The sequence below is a fragment of the Pseudomonas sp. PSPC2-3 genome (assembly GCF_049898265.1).
Classification (GTDB): Bacteria; Pseudomonadota; Gammaproteobacteria; order Pseudomonadales; family Pseudomonadaceae; genus Aquipseudomonas; species Aquipseudomonas veronii.
On the sequence record NZ_JAFCXJ010000009.1, the window covers coordinates 236,234 to 254,572 of the forward strand.

Genomic DNA, 18,339 nt, shown 5'->3' on the forward strand with positions numbered 1-18,339 from the left:
CAACGGGCAAAAAAACGAGGCGCGCAAGGCTCATCCGGCGATGTACAGCCCGCCGTTCACGTGCAGTACTTCGCCGGTCATGAAACTTGAGCCGTTGCTGCATAGAAAGGCGATCACCGAGGCGATTTCGCTCGGTTGACCCAGGCGTTTGAGCGGGGTCTGCTCCACCGAATCGCTGCCGCGGCTCGCGATCAGGTGCTGGGTCATCGGGGTTTCGATGATCCCGGGGGACACCGCGTTCACCCGGGTCTGCGGCCCCAACTCCCGCGCCAGGGCGCGGGTCAGGCTCAGTAGGCCGCCCTTGGAGGCGCCATAGTGCGCGTTAGAGAACGCCCCCCGATGTGCGGCCACCGAGGTTAGGTTGACGATTGCGCTGTTGGCACGCAGTACCGGGATTGCCCGCTGGCACAGGTAGAACACGCCGTCGAGGTTGATGCCCAGCGTTTGGCGCCATTGCTCATCGGTCATTTGGCGAATCGGCTGCGACTGGTACAAACCGGCCGATGGCACCAGGAAGTCGATGCCGCCGAAGCGTTCGACGGCCAGTTGCACAGCCTTGGCCGAATCGGCAGGGTCGGCCGCATTCATCCGCAGGGTGGCGACGCGCTCGCCGCTGGCGTCCAGTTCCCGGGCGAAATCCGCCAGGCCGTCGCCGTCCAGGTCGGCGAGCACCATCGAGGCGCCGTACTGATAGAACAGCCTTGCCACTTCGCGGCCGATGCCACCGTTGGCACCCGTCAGCAGCAGGACGCGATTGTTGAAATCGTACATGGTCGTTGTCTCCGAAAGAGTACCTGGGTTCATGGGCCGAGAATGCGCGCCAGATGTTCGTGTTGCAGGTCAACGCCGAGAAAACGACAGATCTGCACGATCTGGCCATAGATCATGTGTTGTCCATGGTGAACGCGGCAGCCGCGCAGTCGAGCCGCGGCCAACAGGGGGGTGTCGCCGGCGCGCATCACGGCTTCGCAGACCAGGGCATCAGCCCGCAGGGTGCTGGGGTCCAGCGGCAGGGCATCGTCGTCCTTGAGGCCCAGGGAGGTGGCGTTGATGATCACGTCGAAGTCCTGCGCATTGCCGTCGCTGGTGCTTAGCTCGACCTTGGGGAACTGCGTTTTCAGGCGTTCCAACAGGGCTTCGGCGCGGGCAGGGGAGCGATTGTAGATCGCTAGCCGTGCCGGTTCCTGCCGGGCAATCGCTGCGGCGATCGACTTGCCGGCTCCACCGGCGCCCACCAGCAGCACGCGTTTGCCTTCCAGCCTATGACCTTGCTGATGCAGCCCGGCGAGCATGCCTTCGCCGTCGAAGTTGCCACCGATCAAGCGGCCGCTCTCGGGGTCGATCCGCACCGCGTTGACCGAGCCGACCTGGCGTGCGGTCTCGGTCAGTTCGTCGCAGTATTCAACGATGCTTTCCTTGTACGGGATGGTCACTACCAGGCCGTGCAGATTGGCGATGCCGGATACGCCGAGCAGCACCTTGTGCAGGTTCGACCCTTGCACGTGCAGCGGCACGCAGACCAGGTCGAGGCCCTGGTTGGCAGCACTGTGGTTGATCACTTGCGGAGTTTTTACATGGGCGATCGGATCGGCAACGATGCCGATCAGTTGCGTCTGGCCACTGATGTGCATGGGAAACCTCAACGGTAGGAGTGGGTACGGGCGGTCGTGCCGAGGCGCTTCTCATAAAGAGCCGGGCCGAAAAAGGGATCGAGTGGAAGCTGGAATACCGCAGGGTGGGCGGTCGTGCCGAGGGCAGGAGGGGTGTCGGAGGTGCGGATCAATGAAGCCAATGCTTGTAACAGTGCGCTGATAGAACTCATGAGCAGTAACCTGTCTGACATATTTTATTGTTGTCTGACAGGATGGTAGAAGGCTTCGCTTTTCGGTGTCAAGGGTGCTGCCGGGAATCAGGCCTGCAGGTACATGTTCATCCGCTTGGCGGCATTGCGCAGATGGCGCTCGGCGGCTTCGCCGGCCAGCACCGGATCACGGGCCTGGATGGCCTGGAAGATGGCCTGGTGCTCGTCCTGCACGTCCTGGATCAGCTCGTTGTAGATTTCGGCGGTGTTGCTGCGAGCTTCGCGAATCAGGCGCCGGACGCTGTGGTCGAGGTACTCGTTGAGCGATTTGAAATGCGGGTTGTGCGTGGCCGCGACAATCGCCTGGTGGAAGGCATAGTCTTCTTCGTCCCCCAGTTGATCATTGACCATGGCGTATTCCATACCAACCAGTGCCTGGCGAATCTTCTTCAGGTCTTCGGGGGTGTGGCGCAAGGCTGCCAGGCGCGTGGCGCCCACTTCAATGGTGATCAGGAATTCGAGGATATGCAGCAATGCGTCCCCTTCACCCAGCGAGACTGCTTTCAAGCGAAACGCATGGCGCTCGCCGCGCTTGGCGACGAAGGCACCCTTGCCTTGCTGAGTGGTGATCAGCTCTTCGAACTTGAGCTGCGACAAGGCTTCGCGCACCACCGCCCGGCTGACCGAAAACTGTTCGCACAGTTGCCGTTCGCTGGGCAGTTGATCGCCAGTGGCCAGCCGCCCGGATTGGATCTCGCCACTGAGCCAGTGAACGATTTCCATGGGCAGGGGCTGGTTGGGGTGCGCGTTGTCGCTTTTCATGGTTCGGTCCTCTGCCAGGGGGCAGCACGGGTGCGGGCATTGATGTGATGAGCTGTTGATAGTGACGGATTGAGCTGTGGTCTTACAAGTGTTTGAAAAAATAATCCAGGGTGGAGTTGTCTGTTTTAAAGGCCCGCAGGTGCATTTATAAAAAATAAATGCATAAAACGTGGTAGGAGTGCTTTGACTTCGCGGCAGGCTTGACGTAATTTTCGCCAACTGGTCAGACATGTACTTGCTGATGTACTACCAGATTGCAAATAACAATAAAAATTCGAGGTTTCCATGCACACCAAGACCACGCTGCGTCTGCTCACCCTCGGCACGACCCTGTTCGCCGGTATCGCCTGCGCTGATCCTTTGAAAGTGGCGTTGGTCGAGACCCTGTCGGGGCCGTCGGCCGCCACCGGGCAAATGTTCCGCGCCGCCACGCGTTTTCAGATCGAACGGCTGAATGCCGAGGGCGGTTGGAACGGCGAACCGATCCAGCTCCTCGAGTTCGACAGCCAGGGGACCCCCGCGGGCGCCTCCGAGAAACTCAAGGCCGCCATTGGCAGCGGCGCGCAAATGATTGTCCAAGGGGCTTCGTCAGTGGCTGCCGGGCAGATCACCGAAGACGTGCGCAAGTACAACCTGCGCAATAAGGGCAAGGAGGTGGTGTTCCTCAACGTCGGCGGTGAAGCGCTTGAACTGACCGGCAGCAAATGCCACTTCTATCACTTCCGCTTCAACGGTAACGCACCGATCCGGGTCAAGACCCTGGTCGCGGCAATGAAAGAGGCGGGCACCCTGGGCAGCAAAGTCTATTCCATGAACCAGAACTACAGCTGGGGCCAGGACATGGAAAAATCCATCACTGAAAACGCCGCGGCTGGCGGTTATCAGTTGGTGGGTAAAAGCCTGCACGACACGCAGAAGGTGCAGGATTTTTCGCCCTATATCGCTCGCATCCAGGCCTCCGGCGCAGAAACCGTGCTGACCGGCAACTGGGGCAACGACCTGTTGCTGCTGATGAAAGCCAGCCGCGCCGCCGGCCTGAAGCTGCGCTTCGGCACGGCCTTTCTCGATCAGCCGGGCAACCTCGCCAACGCCGGCGATGTCGCGCTGGGGCACTACGTTTCCCACCCGTTCAACATTGAGGCGGCGGGCGAGCAGGGCGAAAAATTTGCCAGCGAGTATCAGGCCAAGACCGGGCACCTGCCAGCCTACATCGAGCCACAGACGGTATTTGCCTTGCAGATGGTCGGCAATGTGCTGAAGAAGCTGCCGGCCGAAGACGGCCGTCTCAATACCCGCAGTTTCGCCCTGGCCCTGGAACAGGCCAGCGACCGCAACCCATTGGGTGACGTGCGGATGCGTGCCGAGGATCACCAACTGCTGATGCCGTTCGTGGTGTCGGTGGTGTCGAAGGAGGCGCGCTACAAGGTTGACGGCACCGACATGGGCTTTGTGCCGATCAAGTCGTTCAGTGCCGATGAAGCCGCAGCGCCTGTCCAGGATGCCTGCCGGATGCAACGACCCGAGTGACGCCGCCTGGCGTGCCGAGCGGCACGCCTTCCTGCCCATCGCGAACGCTGGAGTCGCCTATGGAATTTCTCACAGTTTCACTGCTTAACGGCGTGATCTACGGCCTGCTGCTGTTTATGGTTTCCGCCGGCCTGACGCTGATTTTCGGCATGATGGGCGTGCTCAATTTCGCCCATGCCTCCTTCTATATGGTGGGCGCCTACCTGGCCTACACCCTGCAGAAGGTTGTCGGCTTCACGACTGCGGTAGTGCTCTCGACCGTGCTCGTGGGCCTGCTCGGCGTGATCGTCGAGCGCTTCTTCCTGCGCCGCGTACACAAACATGGCCATGCTCATGAACTGCTGCTCACCTTCGGCCTGACGTTCATCATTGCTGAACTGATCAAGTTGTTTTACGGCAACTTTTCCGTCGAATACCGAGTTCCAGAGTTCCTCAACTTTGCCGCCTTCCAGGTGTTCAGCACCGACTATCCGTTCTATCGCTTGTTGATGGGCGTGGTCTCGCTGCTGGTGTTCGGCCTGATCTACCTGCTGTTGACCCGCACTCGGGTCGGCATCGTGGTGCGGGCGGCGATTCATCGTCCACAAATGGCCGAGGCCCTGGGGCACAACGTCCCGCTGGTGTTCATGGCCGTGTTCGGCATCGGCGCGGCACTGGCCGGCCTGGCCGGGGCTCTGGCTGGGGCGTTCTACACCACCAACCCGAACATGGCCCTGGAGCTGGGGGTCATCGTGTTTGTCGTGGTGGTGGTTGGCGGCCTGGGTTCGATGGCCGGGGCCATGATCGCGTCGCTGCTGATCGGGCTGATTTCTTCGTTCGCGGTGGGTGTGGACCTCAGCCTGGCTTCACTCCTGGGTTTGCTGGGTGCCGGTGACTGGGCGCAGCAGATGGGCGGGTTGATGACCCTCAAGGTATCCAGTGTGGCGGCAACCATTCCGTTTGCGCTGATGCTGCTGATTTTGCTGATCCGGCCGTCCGGGTTGATGGGCGAGAAGGGGTAAACCATGAAACTGACGAAAATCCTCCTGGCGGTGCTGTTGCTGGCCCTGCTGGTGCTGCCCGCCATCCTGCCGGCGGCGATGGTCAACGCGGCCATCCAGATGCTTATCGCGGCCTTGTTTGCCTGTGCCTTCAACCTGTTGTGCGGGCAGGGCGGCATGCTTTCGTTCGGTCATGCGGCGTACTTCGGCGTGGGGTCGTTCGCTACATTGCATGCGATGAGTGCGCTCAATGGCCAAGGCCTGCTGCCGACACCGTTGCTGCCGCTGATCGGTGCCATGGGCGGCTTTATCTGCGGCCTCTGCGCCGGTTGGTTCGCCACTAAACGGGCGGGCGTCTACTTCTCCATGATCACCCTGGCGCTGGCCGAGTTGCTGCATTCCCTGGCCCCGCACCTGAATACGCTGTTTGGCGGCGAGGCGGGTATTTCGTCCATGCGCGCCCCTGCCTGGGGCCTGGATTTCGGTGACGCGACCCAAGTGTATTACCTGACGCTGGGTTGGGTGGTGCTGTCGATTGCCTTGCTCTACGCCTTCACGCTGACGCCCATGGGGCGCCTGACGTTCGCCTTGCGCGAGAACGGCCACCGCCTGCAGTTCCTGGGCTACAACGTTCACCGCTTGCGAGTGCTGGTGTTTGCCTTGTCGGCGATGTTTGCCGGTATTGCCGGTGGCTTGCAAGCACTGAACCTGGAGTCGGCCAACTACGTGCTGTTCGACATGCGTTTTTCTGCCGAAGTGGTACTCAACACCTACATCGGCGGCGTCAACGTGTTCCTCGGGCCGGTGCTCGGCGCTGCCCTGATGACGTTCTTTGGCAACGCCGCCTCTGACCTCACGCAATCCTGGTTGCTGTATCAGGGCCTGTTGTTCGTACTGGTGATGATGTTCATGCCCAGCGGCCTGGCCGGGCTGGTGCTGTGCTGGAGCGCGCAGATCCGTCGGCGCGGTTGGCTGGCGATCATCCCGGCGGCGTTCTCGGCGCTGCTTGGCGCTGGGGTGTTGAGCCTGGCGGTGGTGTTTTTGATCGAGACGTTGCAACGCGTATTCAGCCAGGACTATCAGGCCCTGTTGATGACGGACCAAGCCTGGCCGGCGATCAGTCTGTTCGGCCGTGAATGGCTGCCGGGCGCGCTGCTGACCTGGGCCACGCCGTTGCTCTTGGGGGTGGCCGGGCTGTTGGTCCTGAAACTGGCCCGGCACCAATGGCTGCGCCTGCTGGACGACGAACCGGTGGTCAACGCCGCCGCACTCAGGCCTCGGGTCGAAGGAGAACAACCATGAGCGATGCGATCCTGCAGTTACGCGATGTGCATAAGTCGTTTGGCGAGGCTCACATCATTCGGGGTGCGCAGCTTGAATTGCGTGCCGGTGAACGTCATGCGGTGATCGGTCCCAACGGGGCCGGCAAATCGACCTTGTTCCATCTGATCTCCGGGCAGTTGCAGCCCAGTAGCGGGCAGATCCTCCTGGGCGCGGAAGCGATCCAGGGCTACTCGCCACAGCACATCAATCACCTGGGGTTGTCGCGCTCGTTCCAGATCACCAACATTTTTCCCGGGCTCTCGGTGTTCGAAAACCTGCGCATCGCGGTGATGCGCAAGCACCGGATGCAATACCACTTCTGGCGCTCCGTGCAGCGTTACCCCGAGGTGCGCGAGCAGACTGAGCAACTGCTCGAACAGGTGCGGCTACAGGACAAGCAAACGGTGTGCGCGGCCGAACTCTCTTACTCCGAACAGCGCGCCTTGGAGATCGGCATGACCCTGGCCTGTGACCCTCGGGTGATCTTGCTCGACGAGCCGATGGCGGGCATGTCCCATGAAGAAACCGATTACGCCCTGAACCTGATCCGCGAGGTGACCCAGGGGCGTTCGCTGCTGATCGTCGAACATGACATGGACGTGGTGTTCTCCCTGTGCGACCGCATCAGTGTGCTGGTCTACGGCGAAGTCATCGCCACCGGTACACCGGACCAGATCCGCGCAGATCGTCGGGTGCAGGAAGCCTACCTGGGTGAGGAGCAATGTGCATGAACCCTACTTCGCAAAACCTGCTGTCGATCAGCGACCTGCATGTGCATTACGGCAAGAGCCATGTATTGCATGGGGTCGATCTGCACATCGGTCACAACGAGGTGGTGAGCCTGCTCGGGCGCAACGGCGCCGGGCGCTCGACCACCATGAAAGCGGTCATGGGCCTGGTGCCGCCCAGTGCCGGCAGCGTGCAGTTGGCCGGGCGCGAGTTGACCGGGCTGCGCCCCTATCGCATCAGCCGTGCCGGCATCGGGTTCGTCCCGGAGGAACGTGAGGTCTTCGCCAACCTCAGCGTCGAGGAAAACCTGCGCATGGGCCAGCAAGCGCCCACCGACGGCGCCACTGCGTGGACCGTCGAGCAGATGTTCGAGTTTTTCCCGCGGCTGCGCGAGCGCCGTAACACTGGCGCGGGCAACCTTTCGGGGGGCGAACAGCAGATGCTCACCCTGTGCCGGTCGTTGCTGGGCTGCCCCAGAGTGCTGCTGATCGATGAACCCACCGAAGGCCTGGCGCCGAAGATTGTGGCCGTCGTCGCCGAGGCTATTCGCGAGATCCACCGACGTGGGGTTTCGATCCTGCTGGTGGAACAGAAGCTGACCATCGCGCTTAAGGTCTCGTCGCGAGTCTGCGTGATGGGGCATGGGCGGATTGTCTTCGAGGGCACGCCGCAGGCGCTGACCGACGATGCGAATTTGATGAAGGAATGGTTGGCGGTCTAGACCGACCGCCAGCGTGTTCAACCCGGCAGGTTCGCCTGCCAATTTCCCCCCCGATTGTGTGGCAGCACGTGTGCTTGCCAGGGGGTTCTGCGTTTTAAATCCACCGGGAAAAACAATAAAAATGAGCCTGCCTAACTACATCACCGTACAACCCCTGCTGTTGCTCAGCGTCTTGCCGGGCCTGGTCCTGGCCCAGGAGCAGGGCTTTATCGAAGGCGCAACGGCCAACGTGCTGATGCGCAACTTCTACTTCAACCGTGACTTTCGCGACAGCGGTGCCGCCCAGGCCAAGAGCGAGGAGTGGGCGCAGGGCTTTCTGCTTAACGCACAGTCCGGCTACACCCAAGGCACCGTGGGTGTCGGCGTCGATCTGATCGGCCGTCTCGGGGTCAAACTCGACAGCGGCAGTGGGCGTGCTGGCAGCCTGTTGTTGCCGGCGGACGGCAAAGGCTCGGCGGATGATTTTTCCAGCTTGGGGGCTGCGCTCAAACTGAAACTGTCGAAGACCGAGCTGAAAGTCGGGGAGCTGCTGCCGAGCCTGCCCATCCTCCAGTACAACGATGCGCGGTTGCTGCCGCAAACCTTTCAGGGGGCGATGCTGACTTCGAAAGAAATCACCGGGCTGACCCTCAATGCCGGGCAGATGCGCTCATTCACTCAGCGCAACTCCAGTAACCGCGAAGACCTGTTTATTGATGGCCGCTCGTTCGCCACGTCCGACCGCTACAACTACCTGGGTGGCGAGTACCGCTTCAACCAGGAGCGGACCATGCTCGGCCTCTGGGGCGCAGAACTGGAGGACATCTATCGCCAACGCTTAGTCCAGTTCGCCCACAAGCAACCGGTCGGTACCTGGACGCTTGGGACCACTGTCGGCCTGCTCGACTCCGAGGAACAAGGCCAGGCCAAGGCCGGCAAAATCGACAACCGCTCGTTCTACAGCACCCTCAGCGCGGCACATGGCGGGCACACGCTGATGGCCGCCTGGCAGCGCATGTACGGCGAAGACGGGACCATCTGGCTAAGCCCGACCACCACCGTGCTGCCCAGTGATATCCAGGTGCGCAATTTCGCCTCCGCCCAAGAGAAAGCCTGGCAGCTGCGATACGACTACAACTTTGCCGCCATGGGGGTGCCAGGGCTGACGACCTTCGTGCGTTACGTCAGTGGCGACAACGTACTGGTGGCGGGCAGCAACGACGGCAAGGAATGGGAGCGCGATTTTGACGTGTCCTATTTGATCCAGAGCGGCGCGCTGAAGAACCTGGGCCTGCGCTGGAGAAACGCCATGGTGCGTTCCAGTTTCGGTCCGTCAGTCGACGATAACCGACTTATCGTCAGCTACAGCCTGGCGCTGTTCTGATCGATATGCCGACTATTCCGGTAACAATTTCCTTTGACAGACCCCGCAGTGCGGGTTAGTTTTTCTGAGCTGGTCAGACAAGTTGTTTTAAATGTATGACCAGCTACAAAAATAAGTGAGAACCTCATGTCCTACTCAGATAGCTCAGCACCTGCGTCCGTACAACCACAGCCTGAAACGGCTGTTTTCCAGCACAGCGCCTATGCCGGCATCCATGACAAGGTGGTGGTGGTCACCGGTGGTGGCAGCGGTATCGGCTTGGCACTCGCCAAAGGTTTTGCTCGCAACGGCGCGCACTTGCTGCTGATCGATATCAACGCTCAAGCCATGGCCGACGCCAAGGGCGAGTTGCAGGAAGCCTTCCCCAATAGTCGAGTCGAATGCTTCCAGGCTTCGGTTGCTGACGAAGACGCGGTTGAAGCGGCCTTTGCCCACGCCAAGGCCTGTTTCGGGCGTATCGACGTGCTGCTTAACAACGCCGGCGTATCGATCAACAAACCGTCGCTCGATATCAGCCCGGCCGAATGGCGTCGGGCCGTCGAGATCAACTTCAACAGCGTGTTCTTCTGCGCCCAGGCGGCGGCCCGGCACATGATCGAGCAGCAGGCGGGCGTGATCATCAACACCTCGTCGATGTGGGGCGTGTCCCACTCCGCCGATCGCACGGCGTACTGCGCGACCAAGGCCGCCGTGGTCTCCATGACCAAGTGCCTGGCAGTGGAATGGGCCCGCCATGGCATCCGCATGAACGCCATCGGTCCTGGCTATACCCGCACACCGCTGGTGGAAGAACTGCAACGGGCCGGACGCCTGGACGTCGAGGCCCTGCGCAAGCGCACGCCGTTGCAACGCCTCGGTGAGCCGGGCGAGATGGCCGAGTTGGCGCTGTTCCTGGCGTCCAGCAGCGCGACGTTCATCACCGGGCAGATCTACGTGTCGGACGGCGGCTGGACCGCCAACGGTTTCTAGTTCGCCTTCGTTGTGGCGGCCCGCCGTGGCCCGTCGATTCGAGTTCTTTGTGGAGAAGTGAAATGCCGAAAAGTGTTGCCTTGTCGCCGGCCTCGCCGTGGGTCGAGCTCAGTTCCACCGATGCCGACTGGAAGCAGGCCGACCCTGCGTTGCTGGGCACGATGCTCAGCCAGTTGCACCTGATCCGCGCCTTCGAGGAGACCGTGCTGGAACTGGCCGGAGAAGGCCTGGTGCATGGTCCGGCGCATTCGAGCATCGGTCAGGAAGGGGGCGCGGTAGGTTCGATCGTTGCGCTGGGCGCGGCGGATGAAGTCAACGGCTCGCACCGTGGTCATCACCAGTTCCTGGCCAAGGCGCTGGTCTACCTGATGCCCGAGGGTATCGACCCGAAAGCGCCGGTCACTGCACCCATCCAGGATCTGCTGCAACGTACCCTGGCGGAAATTCTCGGCCTGGCCCAAGGGTTCTGCAAAGGCCGGGGCGGTTCGATGCACCTGCAGTGGGCCGAGGCCGGCGCCCTGGGGACCAACGCCATTGTGGGCGGTGGTGTGCCGCTGGCGGCCGGTGCCGCCTGGGCACACCGGCATGCCGGGACCGACACCGTGGCGGTCACCTATTTCGGTGACGGCGCGGTGAACATCGGTTCGGTGCTGGAGACCATGAACCTGGCGGCGGCCTGGAAACTGCCGCTGTGTTTCTTCATCGAGAACAACCTGTACGCGGTGTCCACCACGGTTGAGGAAGCCACTGCCGAGCCGCGCCTGTCGGCACGCGGGCTGGGTTTCAATATTCCGAGCTGGAAGGTCGACGGCATGGACCCGCTGGCGGTTTACCTGGCCATGCAGCAAGCCCTGGCGCACATGCGCGCCGGCAACGGACCGACCGTCATCGAGGCCGATGTGTACCGGTTCTTCCATCAGAACGGTCCGTTTCCCGGCAGCGCATTCGGTTACCGCAGCAAGGAAGAAGAGCAGAGCTGGCGCGCCCGTGATCCGCTGGAACGCCTGGCCCGCGAAATGAAAAAGCGCGACCTGATCGACGACGCCGGCCTGGCCGATCTGCGTGAAACCATCAAGCGGGCCATGGCCCAGGCGGCGGCTGAATTGCTTGAAGCCGACCCGGCGGGCAAACCGGGCAAGCGACGGATCCGTCCCCAGTTGTGGCCTTCGCCGGACTTTCGCGATGTCGGGATTCGTGGCGACCTCAGCGAACTGGCCACGGCCCGGACCTGTGAACTGGCGACCTATCGCGGCGGCCTGCAGCAACGCAAGTTCATCGATGCCATCGCCGACGTGATGAACCGACGTATGGAAACCGATGACAGCATCGTGGTCATGGGTGAGGACGTACACCGTCTCAAGGGCGGTACCAATGGCGCCACGCGCGGCCTGAAAGAGCGTTTTCCGCAGCGCATCCTCGGTACCCCGATCAGCGAGAACGCCTTCTGCGGGCTGGGTGGCGGCATGGCGTTGGACGGGCGTTTCAAACCGGTGGTGGAGTTCATGTACCCCGACTTCATGTGGGTCGCCGCCGACCAGGTGTTCAACCAGATCGGCAAGGCGCGGCACATGTTCGGCGGGCAGAGTGACGTGCCGCTGGTGCTGCGCACCAAGATCGCCATGGGCACCGGCTACGGCTCGCAGCATTCCATGGACCCGGCCGGCATCTACGTCACCAACCCGGGCTGGCGCATCGTTGCCGCGTCCACGCCGTTCGACTACATCGGCCTGATGAACACCGCGTTGGCCTGCAAGGACCCGGTACTGGTGATCGAGCACGTCGACCTGTACAGCCACAGCGGCGAAGTGCCGGTGGACGACTTGGACTATCAGATTCCATTCGGGACCGCCGCCGTGCGCCGAGAAGGCCGTGACCTGACCATCCTCACGTACCTGAGCATGGTCGGACACTCCCTGGAAGCGGTGGAGCAGACCGGCATCGATGCCGAAGTCATTGACCTGCGTTTCCTCGACCGCGCCAGCTTCGACTGGGTCACGGTCGAGGCGAGTATTCGCAAGACCAATAATGTGCTGATCGTCGAGCAGGGCGCCCGAGGGACGTCCTATGGCGGTTGGCTGGCCGATGAACTGCAGCGCCGTTGCTTCGACTGGCTCGACCAGCCGATCCAGCGCGTGACCGGTGGCGAAGGCTCACCGAGTATTTCCAAAGTCCTGGAGCGCGCCGCCTGTGCCCGCACCGAGGAAGTGATCGAAGGCCTGCAACAGGTCATCCGTGAAAAAGGGGCACACCAATGAGCGTGAAGATGCTGGTTCCAATGGAAGTGGGGATTTGCTGCGTCGATCTCCCGGCCCTCAGCCGTTTCTATCAGGACGTGCTGGGTTTCACCTTTGTCGCACAGGTGCAAATGCCGGCCGCCGCCGCGCAGTTGGTGGGCCTGAGCGAGGGCGGCTACAGCGTGGTGCGTCTGCAGACGCCTTACGGTGAACGGATCAAGTTGCTGGCGCCTGAGCGGGCGCCGATCCGGCCTGAACCGGGGCTGATTCTCGACCGGCAGAATGCGAGTTACCTGACATTCATCGTCGAAGACATCGCCAGCCTGGTGGACGACCTGAAAAATGCCGGTGCGAGCTTCTGCGCCGAGGCTGCCCCGATCCAACTGCGCCCCGATGTGAAGGCGCTGTTCTGCCGCGACCCGGAGGGCAACGTGCTGGAACTGGTGGAGTACGCCGATATCGCCGCCTACCGTCCCGATCTGTTCAGCGACAGGAGCGCCTGATGGCCAAGCTCTTACATATGCCGGAAGTGTCGGCCAACGCCACCCACGCCGCGATCCAGAACTGGACCCTCAAGGAAGGCGACACCATCAGCGCCGGTGATTGCATTGCCGAGATCGAGACCGAAAAAGCCTTGGTCGAACTGGCCGCCGAGGAAGATGCGGTGCTGGGCAAGATCCTGGTCGAGCCGGGGCGCGAAGTGGAAGTGGGCGCGCCGATCGGGGTGCTGTTTGCCAGAGGCGAAACCGATGTCGATATTGCCGCGCTGTTGGCCAAGGCCGGTGCGCTGGCGGCGGCCAATGAGTCGGTGGTGGATGACGCACCGGTGCTCCAGCCTCGGGCCGAGGTGGCGCCTGCGATTGACGCGCACAGCGGGCGGATCTTCGCCAGCCCTCTGGCCCGCCGCCTGGCAGCGGCCAAGGGGCTTGACCTGGCGAGCCTCAAGGGCAGCGGGCCGAACGGGCGCATCGTCAAACGCGACGTCGAGGCGGTCGCCGTTGCCGCTGCGGTGGCCGCACCGACGCCCGTGTCGACCGTCGACTTTGATGAAATCCCCCACAGCAGCATGCGCAAGACCATTGCCCGCCGCCTGGTGGAGAGCAAGGCCATGGTCCCGCATTTCTATCTTGATGTGGAATGCCGGATGGAACCTCTGCTGGCCCTGCGCGAGCAGGTCAACCGGACCGCAGCGAGGAAGATTTCGATCAACGACTTCATCGTCAAGGCGGCGGCTGTCGCCCTCCAGCAAGTACCGGCGATGAATGTGACCTGGACCGAGACGGCGCTGCGCCGCTACCACCAGGCGGATGTCTGCGTGGCGGTGTCCACCGAGAGCGGCCTGATCACCCCCGTGGTGCGCAATGCCGACAGCAAGGCCCTTTCGCAGATCAGCGCGCAGGTGGCGGAGTTGGCCGGGCGCGCCCGCGACGGACGTCTGCGCCCCGAGGAATACCAGGGCGGCAGTTTCACCATCAGCAACCTGGGGATGTTCGGCGTCGAGCAGTTCAGCGCGATCATCAATCCACCCCACGCCGCGATTCTGGCGGTGGGTGCGACGCAGCAAAAACCGGTGGTTGAAAACGGTGAGCTGAAGGTCGGTGCGGTACTGCGTTGCACGTTGTCGGTGGATCATCGGGCCGTGGATGGCGCACTCGCTGCGCAATGGTTGGCGGTGTTCAAGGGCCTGATGGAAAACCCGCTGGGCATGCTGATTTGAGAGAGTACCCATGAGCGAAATGAAATTTGATCTGATCGTCGTCGGTGGCGGCCCCGGCGGTTACGTGGCGGCCATTCGCGCCAGCCAGTTGGGGCTGCGCACGGCGTTGGTGGAAAAGGCGCAACTGGGTGGGGTCTGCCTGAACTGGGGCTGCATTCCGACGAAGGCCCTGTTGCGCAGTGCCGACGTGTTGCGCCTGATCGGCAGCGCGGGCAGTTTTGGTATCGAGGTCGGGCCGGCCAGGCCGGACCTGAAGGCCATCGTCAAGCGCTCCCGCGATGTCGCCGCCCAGTTGCACCGTGGGGTCAGCGGGTTGATGAAAAAGCACCGCGTCCAGGTGTTCAATGGGCATGCGCGGCTGGATGGACCGCAGCGCCTGAAAGTCAGTGGGGAGCAAGGCGAGCTGAGCCTGAATGCGCCGCATATTATTCTCGCCACCGGGGCCCGGGCCCGAGTGCTGCCGGGCATGGAGCCGGATGGCAAGCATTTCTGGAGCTACCGCCAGGCGTTGGTGCCGGACAGCGTACCCAAGCGGTTGGTGATCATCGGCGGCGGTGCGATCGGGATCGAGTTCGCCAGTTTCTATCACGCGCTGGGCGCCCAGGTCAGCGTGGTGGAAATGGCGGAGCGGATCCTCCCGGTAGAAGACCACGAGGTCAGCGCCCATGTGGCGCAGGCCCTGGTTCGCGACGGTATCCGCCTGTACACCGGCTGTGCGCTGCAAGGTAGCAAGGTGGAGCAGGGCGCCGTGCAGTTGCGCCTCGAAGGCAACAGCAACGAGACGCTGCAGGCTGACGTGGTGCTGGTGGCCGCGGGCATTGTCGGTAATGTCGAGGAGCTGGGGCTGGAGGGCACAGGGGTCAAGGTGCAGCACACCCATGTGTTAGTGGATGAGTTCTGCCGCACGGGCGAGCCGGGTGTCTACGCCATAGGTGATCTGGCCGGGGCGCCGTGGCTGGCGCACAAGGCCAGCCACGAAGCTGTGATCTGTGTCGAGAAGATCGCCGGTCAGAACCCCCACCCACTGGACCCCCGCAGCGTGCCGGCTTGTACCTACAGCCACCCGCAAGTCGCCAGTGTCGGCTACACCGAAGCCCAGGCGCGCAGTGCCGGCAAGACCCTCAAGGTCGGCAAGTTCCCCTTCGCCGCCAACGGCAAGGCGATTGCCATGGGCGCCACGGAGGGCTTCGTCAAAGTGGTGTTCGACGCAGACAGCGGCGAGTTGCTCGGCGCGCATATGGTCGGCGAGGAGGTCACCGAAATGATCCAGGGCTACACCATCGCGCGAGGCCTGGAGACCACCGAGGCCGAACTGATCGAAAGCATCCTGCCGCACCCGACGATGTCCGAAGCCATGCATGAGGCCGTGTTGGCCGCCTATGAACGCGCCCTCCATTGCTGAGCACTGATCCACGAGCGATTGCCGAACTGTACGAGGTTGAGTCGTGTCAGTTCGGCAGGCGCCGGGAGCGTTCGGGGCTGCCTAGAAGTGCGAGGAAAGACCGCGTGATGCTCAACGGCCTCAACCGATCGGAAGACCCGTCTTCGGTCACGCGTCATTCCTGGTGTCGCGGGTTTGGGGCTCAGGGATGGTGATGTTTGTATTCCTGGCTCACGCCGCCATACCCATACGCACTGGCCCTGCAATCGATGAGGTGGATGTTGGAGTGTGGATGCAGGTTGCCGATTTCCTCGGCCAATAGCGCGAACGCCTCACGCTGAAAGCGCGCCTTCTGCGCTTTGGTGTTTGTCTCATCGGTGATGGTGACCTCCAGCCGGAACGAGTTGTAACCCAGTTCGGCCAGCGAGCAACTGTTGATGAACCATTGCTCATGAGGCACGAAATGCACCATCACCAGCGTCTGCTCCGGGCGTTTCTCCAGCACGTCGCAGGTTAGCGCGGTGAGCTGGGAAACGATCCCCTGGACTCGCGCAAGGTCAGGTTGGCCAGAGATTTTGAGTGTGATGCCGGGCATGTTGGAGTCCTCGTCGGAAGTAAATGTCTGGCTCAGAGTAAGGAGTGGCTTGAGTGCTGAAAAGCCGGAAGATATGATCGTATCCTTCGGAAAAACGGCAGGATGAGCATGCGCCCCTTTGATCTCGAACTTTTGCGAGCCTTCGCGGTTGCGATGGAGTCAGGCAGCCTCGCGCAGGCGGCGCCTAAGTTGTGTCGGTCGCAGTCGGCGTTAAGCGAGCAATTGCGCAAGCTCGAGGCCTTCACCGGGGTTACGTTGCTGGAGCGGGGTAAAAAAGGCGTCAGGCCGACACCGGCTGGCGAACGCTTATTGGTCCATACACGCGACATGCTCGCCTTGAGTGAGCGTGCCCTTGAAAGCGTGCGTGGCGTGACCTTTGTCGGCGAGTTGCGGCTGGCCATCACCGACTACTTTCTGCCCAGCTCGATCGCCGACCTGTTGAAGAAACTGCGAGTGCGCTATCCGCACCTTCGCCTGCATGTGTCGGTACGCAAGAGCATGCAAATCGAGAGCGGGGCGGATTCGGATGAATTCGATATCGGCCTTTCCATGCGAATTCTCGACGGGCGCAGCCTGCCTGAGGGCTTGCCGGTGCGACGGGAGGCGTTGCGTTGGGTGTCGGTCGCGGGGTTCGAGGCTGAGCGGGAGGAAAACACCCCGTTGCCACTTTTGGTACTGCCGCAGGGGTGCAGCCTGCAGCGCCTCGCCAGAGAGACCTTGGAGGCTCACGAGGTGCCTTATGTGGTTGCGCATTCGGCGTCCGGCGTCGCGGGGCTGCAATCAGCGTTATTGGCAGGTTTGGGCGTCGCTTGTCTGAATGCGTCCGCAGTACCGATGGGCGCGCAGGTCTGCCAGTCGGCGCACCATTTACCGGGATTGCCGGATGTTGAGTTCAGCCTGTTGCCCCCTCGTCCTGGCGAATCGCCCTTGGTCGGGGCTGTCAGGGAAATGCTTGCGAGCCAGTTCAGTTAATCGTCCGAGAAGCCAGCAGCGCCGCTAGGGCGCTACGGGGCGTTGCGAAATGCATGCACTGCGTCAGGGATTGGCACTGAGATTCGGGCCTGTCAGCCGGGACTCTTGAAAGGAAAAAAAGGAGTGACTATGCATAAAGAAATCTGGATGAAACGTTACCGCGTAAAGTTGATTGCCGTCGTTTGTCTCATCGTGGCTATCGCGTTGCTTGTTCTCGCGCGGCTTGACACTTATGGTCTGGATCGCAGAGCCAGCGAACCGTTTGCATTCGACGCAAATGGACTGCGCCTGGCCGGCACGCTCTGGCTGCCCGACCACGCAGCAACAGCGGCAGTGGTTCTGGTTCACGGGGATGGCCCCCAGGATCGCACGTCGCAGCAGGGTTACGATCCACTCATCAACGCGCTTCTCGATGCCGGCATTGCGGTTGTTTCGTGGGATAAACCGGGCGTTGGGGATTCGCCGGGGAATTGGCTCAGCCAGTCGATGACGGACCGCTACGTGGACGTGCGCAGCGCGTTGTCTGCCCTGCGCAGTAAGTTGCCAGCAATCCCTGTCGGTGCGCTTGGGTTTTCACAAGCCGGCTGGGTACTGCCCCGCCTGGCGTCGGGGGATGCGGACTTTCTGGTGCTTGTCGGCGGCGCGGTATCCTGGCAACGGCAAGGTGACTATTACACGCGGACACGGTTGCAACGCACGGGGATGTCCGAGCCCGACATCGACGCAACGATGGCTCGGATCGCCGCCGCCGATGAGCGTTTGTTTGCCGCTGCGCAGGTGCCGCCGGTTGCCCTTCTGGACGGTATGAGCCCAGAGCGATGGGCGTTTGTGCGGCGCAATCTTCACGAAGATGCAACCGGTGCCTTGGAAAAACTCGACATTCCACTGCTTGCGCTGTGGGGCGCGGACGATCTGAATGTCGATCCCGAAGCCAGCGCAGCCCTCTACCGAAAGGCGCTCGGCGGCAACCATCCCGCCAACCGGATTGAAGTCATACCGGATGCAACCCATGGGCTGCTCAAGGCGGCGGCTTACAACACGCAACTCACCAGCGAGTGGTCCTGGTTCACCACGATGAGGTTCCTCATGGAAGGTCGTCTTGCCTACGCCCCAGGCGCCCTTGAAACGATAAACGCGTGGGTTCACGCCAGAGCCAGCCAGTGAATGCACTGGCGGCCAGCGTTGGCAATCAACGCGTGCGGGCA

At 62.1% G+C, this 18,339-nt stretch carries 18 protein-coding genes; 13 read left to right on the plus strand and 5 right to left on the minus strand.

Going from position 1 to position 18,339, the window contains the following annotated elements; translation table 11 throughout:
* Nucleotides 1-30: 30 nt before the first annotated feature.
* The 4 genes from ACP7E3_RS21815 to ACP7E3_RS21830 all read right to left on the minus strand — a co-directional run bounded on the left by ACP7E3_RS21815 (nucleotide 31) and on the right by ACP7E3_RS21830 (nucleotide 2,623).
* Nucleotides 31-771, minus strand: coding sequence for an SDR family NAD(P)-dependent oxidoreductase (locus ACP7E3_RS21815; RefSeq protein ID WP_046382002.1), 741 nt, complete (start codon nucleotides 769-771; stop codon nucleotides 31-33).
* A gap of 29 nt (nucleotides 772-800) precedes the next feature.
* Nucleotides 801-1,631: a shikimate dehydrogenase family protein gene (locus ACP7E3_RS21820; protein ID WP_046382003.1), complete on the minus strand. Its 831-nt coding sequence runs from the start codon at nucleotides 1,629-1,631 to the stop codon at nucleotides 801-803.
* Nucleotides 1,632-1,639: 8 nt separating this feature from the next.
* Nucleotides 1,640-1,822, minus strand: a complete 183-nt coding sequence (locus ACP7E3_RS21825; RefSeq protein WP_126587246.1) for a hypothetical protein — start codon at nucleotides 1,820-1,822, stop codon at nucleotides 1,640-1,642.
* 87 nt (nucleotides 1,823-1,909) lie between these two features.
* Nucleotides 1,910-2,623: a FadR/GntR family transcriptional regulator gene (locus ACP7E3_RS21830; protein ID WP_046382004.1), complete on the minus strand. Its 714-nt coding sequence runs from the start codon at nucleotides 2,621-2,623 to the stop codon at nucleotides 1,910-1,912.
* A 285-nt stretch (nucleotides 2,624-2,908) separates the two neighbouring features.
* Here ACP7E3_RS21830 and ACP7E3_RS21835 point away from each other — a divergent pair, with 285 nt between their 5' ends.
* The 11 genes from ACP7E3_RS21835 to lpdA all read left to right on the plus strand — a co-directional run bounded on the left by ACP7E3_RS21835 (nucleotide 2,909) and on the right by lpdA (nucleotide 15,588).
* Nucleotides 2,909-4,150, plus strand: a complete 1,242-nt coding sequence (locus ACP7E3_RS21835; protein ID WP_052735750.1) for a branched-chain amino acid ABC transporter substrate-binding protein — start codon at nucleotides 2,909-2,911, stop codon at nucleotides 4,148-4,150.
* A 59-nt stretch (nucleotides 4,151-4,209) separates the two neighbouring features.
* Nucleotides 4,210-5,151 (plus strand): branched-chain amino acid ABC transporter permease, encoded by a 942-nt coding sequence (locus ACP7E3_RS21840; RefSeq protein ID WP_046382005.1) that lies wholly within the window; start codon nucleotides 4,210-4,212, stop codon nucleotides 5,149-5,151.
* Nucleotides 5,152-5,154: 3 nt separating this feature from the next.
* A complete protein-coding gene (locus tag ACP7E3_RS21845) occupies nucleotides 5,155-6,432 on the plus strand; it encodes a branched-chain amino acid ABC transporter permease (protein ID WP_057005098.1) in 1,278 nt (425 codons plus the stop codon).
* Nucleotides 6,429-7,184 (plus strand): ABC transporter ATP-binding protein, encoded by a 756-nt coding sequence (locus ACP7E3_RS21850; protein ID WP_046382007.1) that lies wholly within the window; start codon nucleotides 6,429-6,431, stop codon nucleotides 7,182-7,184. The genes ACP7E3_RS21845 and ACP7E3_RS21850 overlap by 4 nt, the downstream gene beginning before the upstream one ends.
* Nucleotides 7,181-7,903: an ABC transporter ATP-binding protein gene (locus ACP7E3_RS21855; protein ID WP_046382008.1), complete on the plus strand. Its 723-nt coding sequence runs from the start codon at nucleotides 7,181-7,183 to the stop codon at nucleotides 7,901-7,903. Before ACP7E3_RS21850 ends, ACP7E3_RS21855 begins: the two co-directional genes overlap by 4 nt.
* Before the next feature lie 115 nt (nucleotides 7,904-8,018).
* Nucleotides 8,019-9,266: an OprD family porin gene (locus tag ACP7E3_RS21860; RefSeq protein WP_426124421.1), complete on the plus strand. Its 1,248-nt coding sequence runs from the start codon at nucleotides 8,019-8,021 to the stop codon at nucleotides 9,264-9,266.
* Nucleotides 9,267-9,392: 126 nt separating this feature from the next.
* Nucleotides 9,393-10,235 (plus strand): SDR family NAD(P)-dependent oxidoreductase, encoded by an 843-nt coding sequence (locus ACP7E3_RS21865; protein ID WP_079444744.1) that lies wholly within the window; start codon nucleotides 9,393-9,395, stop codon nucleotides 10,233-10,235.
* A 62-nt stretch (nucleotides 10,236-10,297) separates the two neighbouring features.
* Complete coding sequence (locus tag ACP7E3_RS21870) at nucleotides 10,298-12,490, plus strand: alpha-ketoacid dehydrogenase subunit alpha/beta (RefSeq protein WP_426124330.1); 2,193 nt, start codon at nucleotides 10,298-10,300, stop codon at nucleotides 12,488-12,490.
* Nucleotides 12,487-12,972: a VOC family protein gene (locus ACP7E3_RS21875; protein WP_426124332.1), complete on the plus strand. Its 486-nt coding sequence runs from the start codon at nucleotides 12,487-12,489 to the stop codon at nucleotides 12,970-12,972. The genes ACP7E3_RS21870 and ACP7E3_RS21875 overlap by 4 nt, the downstream gene beginning before the upstream one ends.
* On the plus strand, nucleotides 12,972-14,186 hold the full coding sequence (locus ACP7E3_RS21880) for a pyruvate dehydrogenase complex dihydrolipoamide acetyltransferase (RefSeq protein ID WP_426124334.1): 1,215 nt from the start codon (nucleotides 12,972-12,974) through the stop codon (nucleotides 14,184-14,186). Before ACP7E3_RS21875 ends, ACP7E3_RS21880 begins: the two co-directional genes overlap by 1 nt.
* Nucleotides 14,187-14,196: 10 nt before the next feature.
* Nucleotides 14,197-15,588, plus strand: a complete 1,392-nt coding sequence (gene lpdA / locus ACP7E3_RS21885; protein WP_046382013.1) for a dihydrolipoyl dehydrogenase — start codon at nucleotides 14,197-14,199, stop codon at nucleotides 15,586-15,588.
* Nucleotides 15,589-15,769: 181 nt separating this feature from the next.
* Here the strand turns inward: lpdA and ACP7E3_RS21890 are convergent, their stop codons facing one another.
* Nucleotides 15,770-16,162 (minus strand): tautomerase family protein, encoded by a 393-nt coding sequence (locus ACP7E3_RS21890; RefSeq protein WP_017847336.1) that lies wholly within the window; start codon nucleotides 16,160-16,162, stop codon nucleotides 15,770-15,772.
* Between the two features lie 108 nt (nucleotides 16,163-16,270).
* Here ACP7E3_RS21890 and ACP7E3_RS21895 point away from each other — a divergent pair, with 108 nt between their 5' ends.
* Both ACP7E3_RS21895 and ACP7E3_RS21900 read left to right on the plus strand, forming a co-directional pair.
* Nucleotides 16,271-17,134, plus strand: coding sequence for a LysR family transcriptional regulator (locus ACP7E3_RS21895; protein WP_079444741.1), 864 nt, complete (start codon nucleotides 16,271-16,273; stop codon nucleotides 17,132-17,134).
* A 129-nt stretch (nucleotides 17,135-17,263) separates the two neighbouring features.
* On the plus strand, nucleotides 17,264-18,298 hold the full coding sequence (locus tag ACP7E3_RS21900) for an alpha/beta hydrolase family protein (RefSeq protein WP_232566023.1): 1,035 nt from the start codon (nucleotides 17,264-17,266) through the stop codon (nucleotides 18,296-18,298).
* The last annotated feature ends 41 nt before the right edge of the window (nucleotides 18,299-18,339 follow it).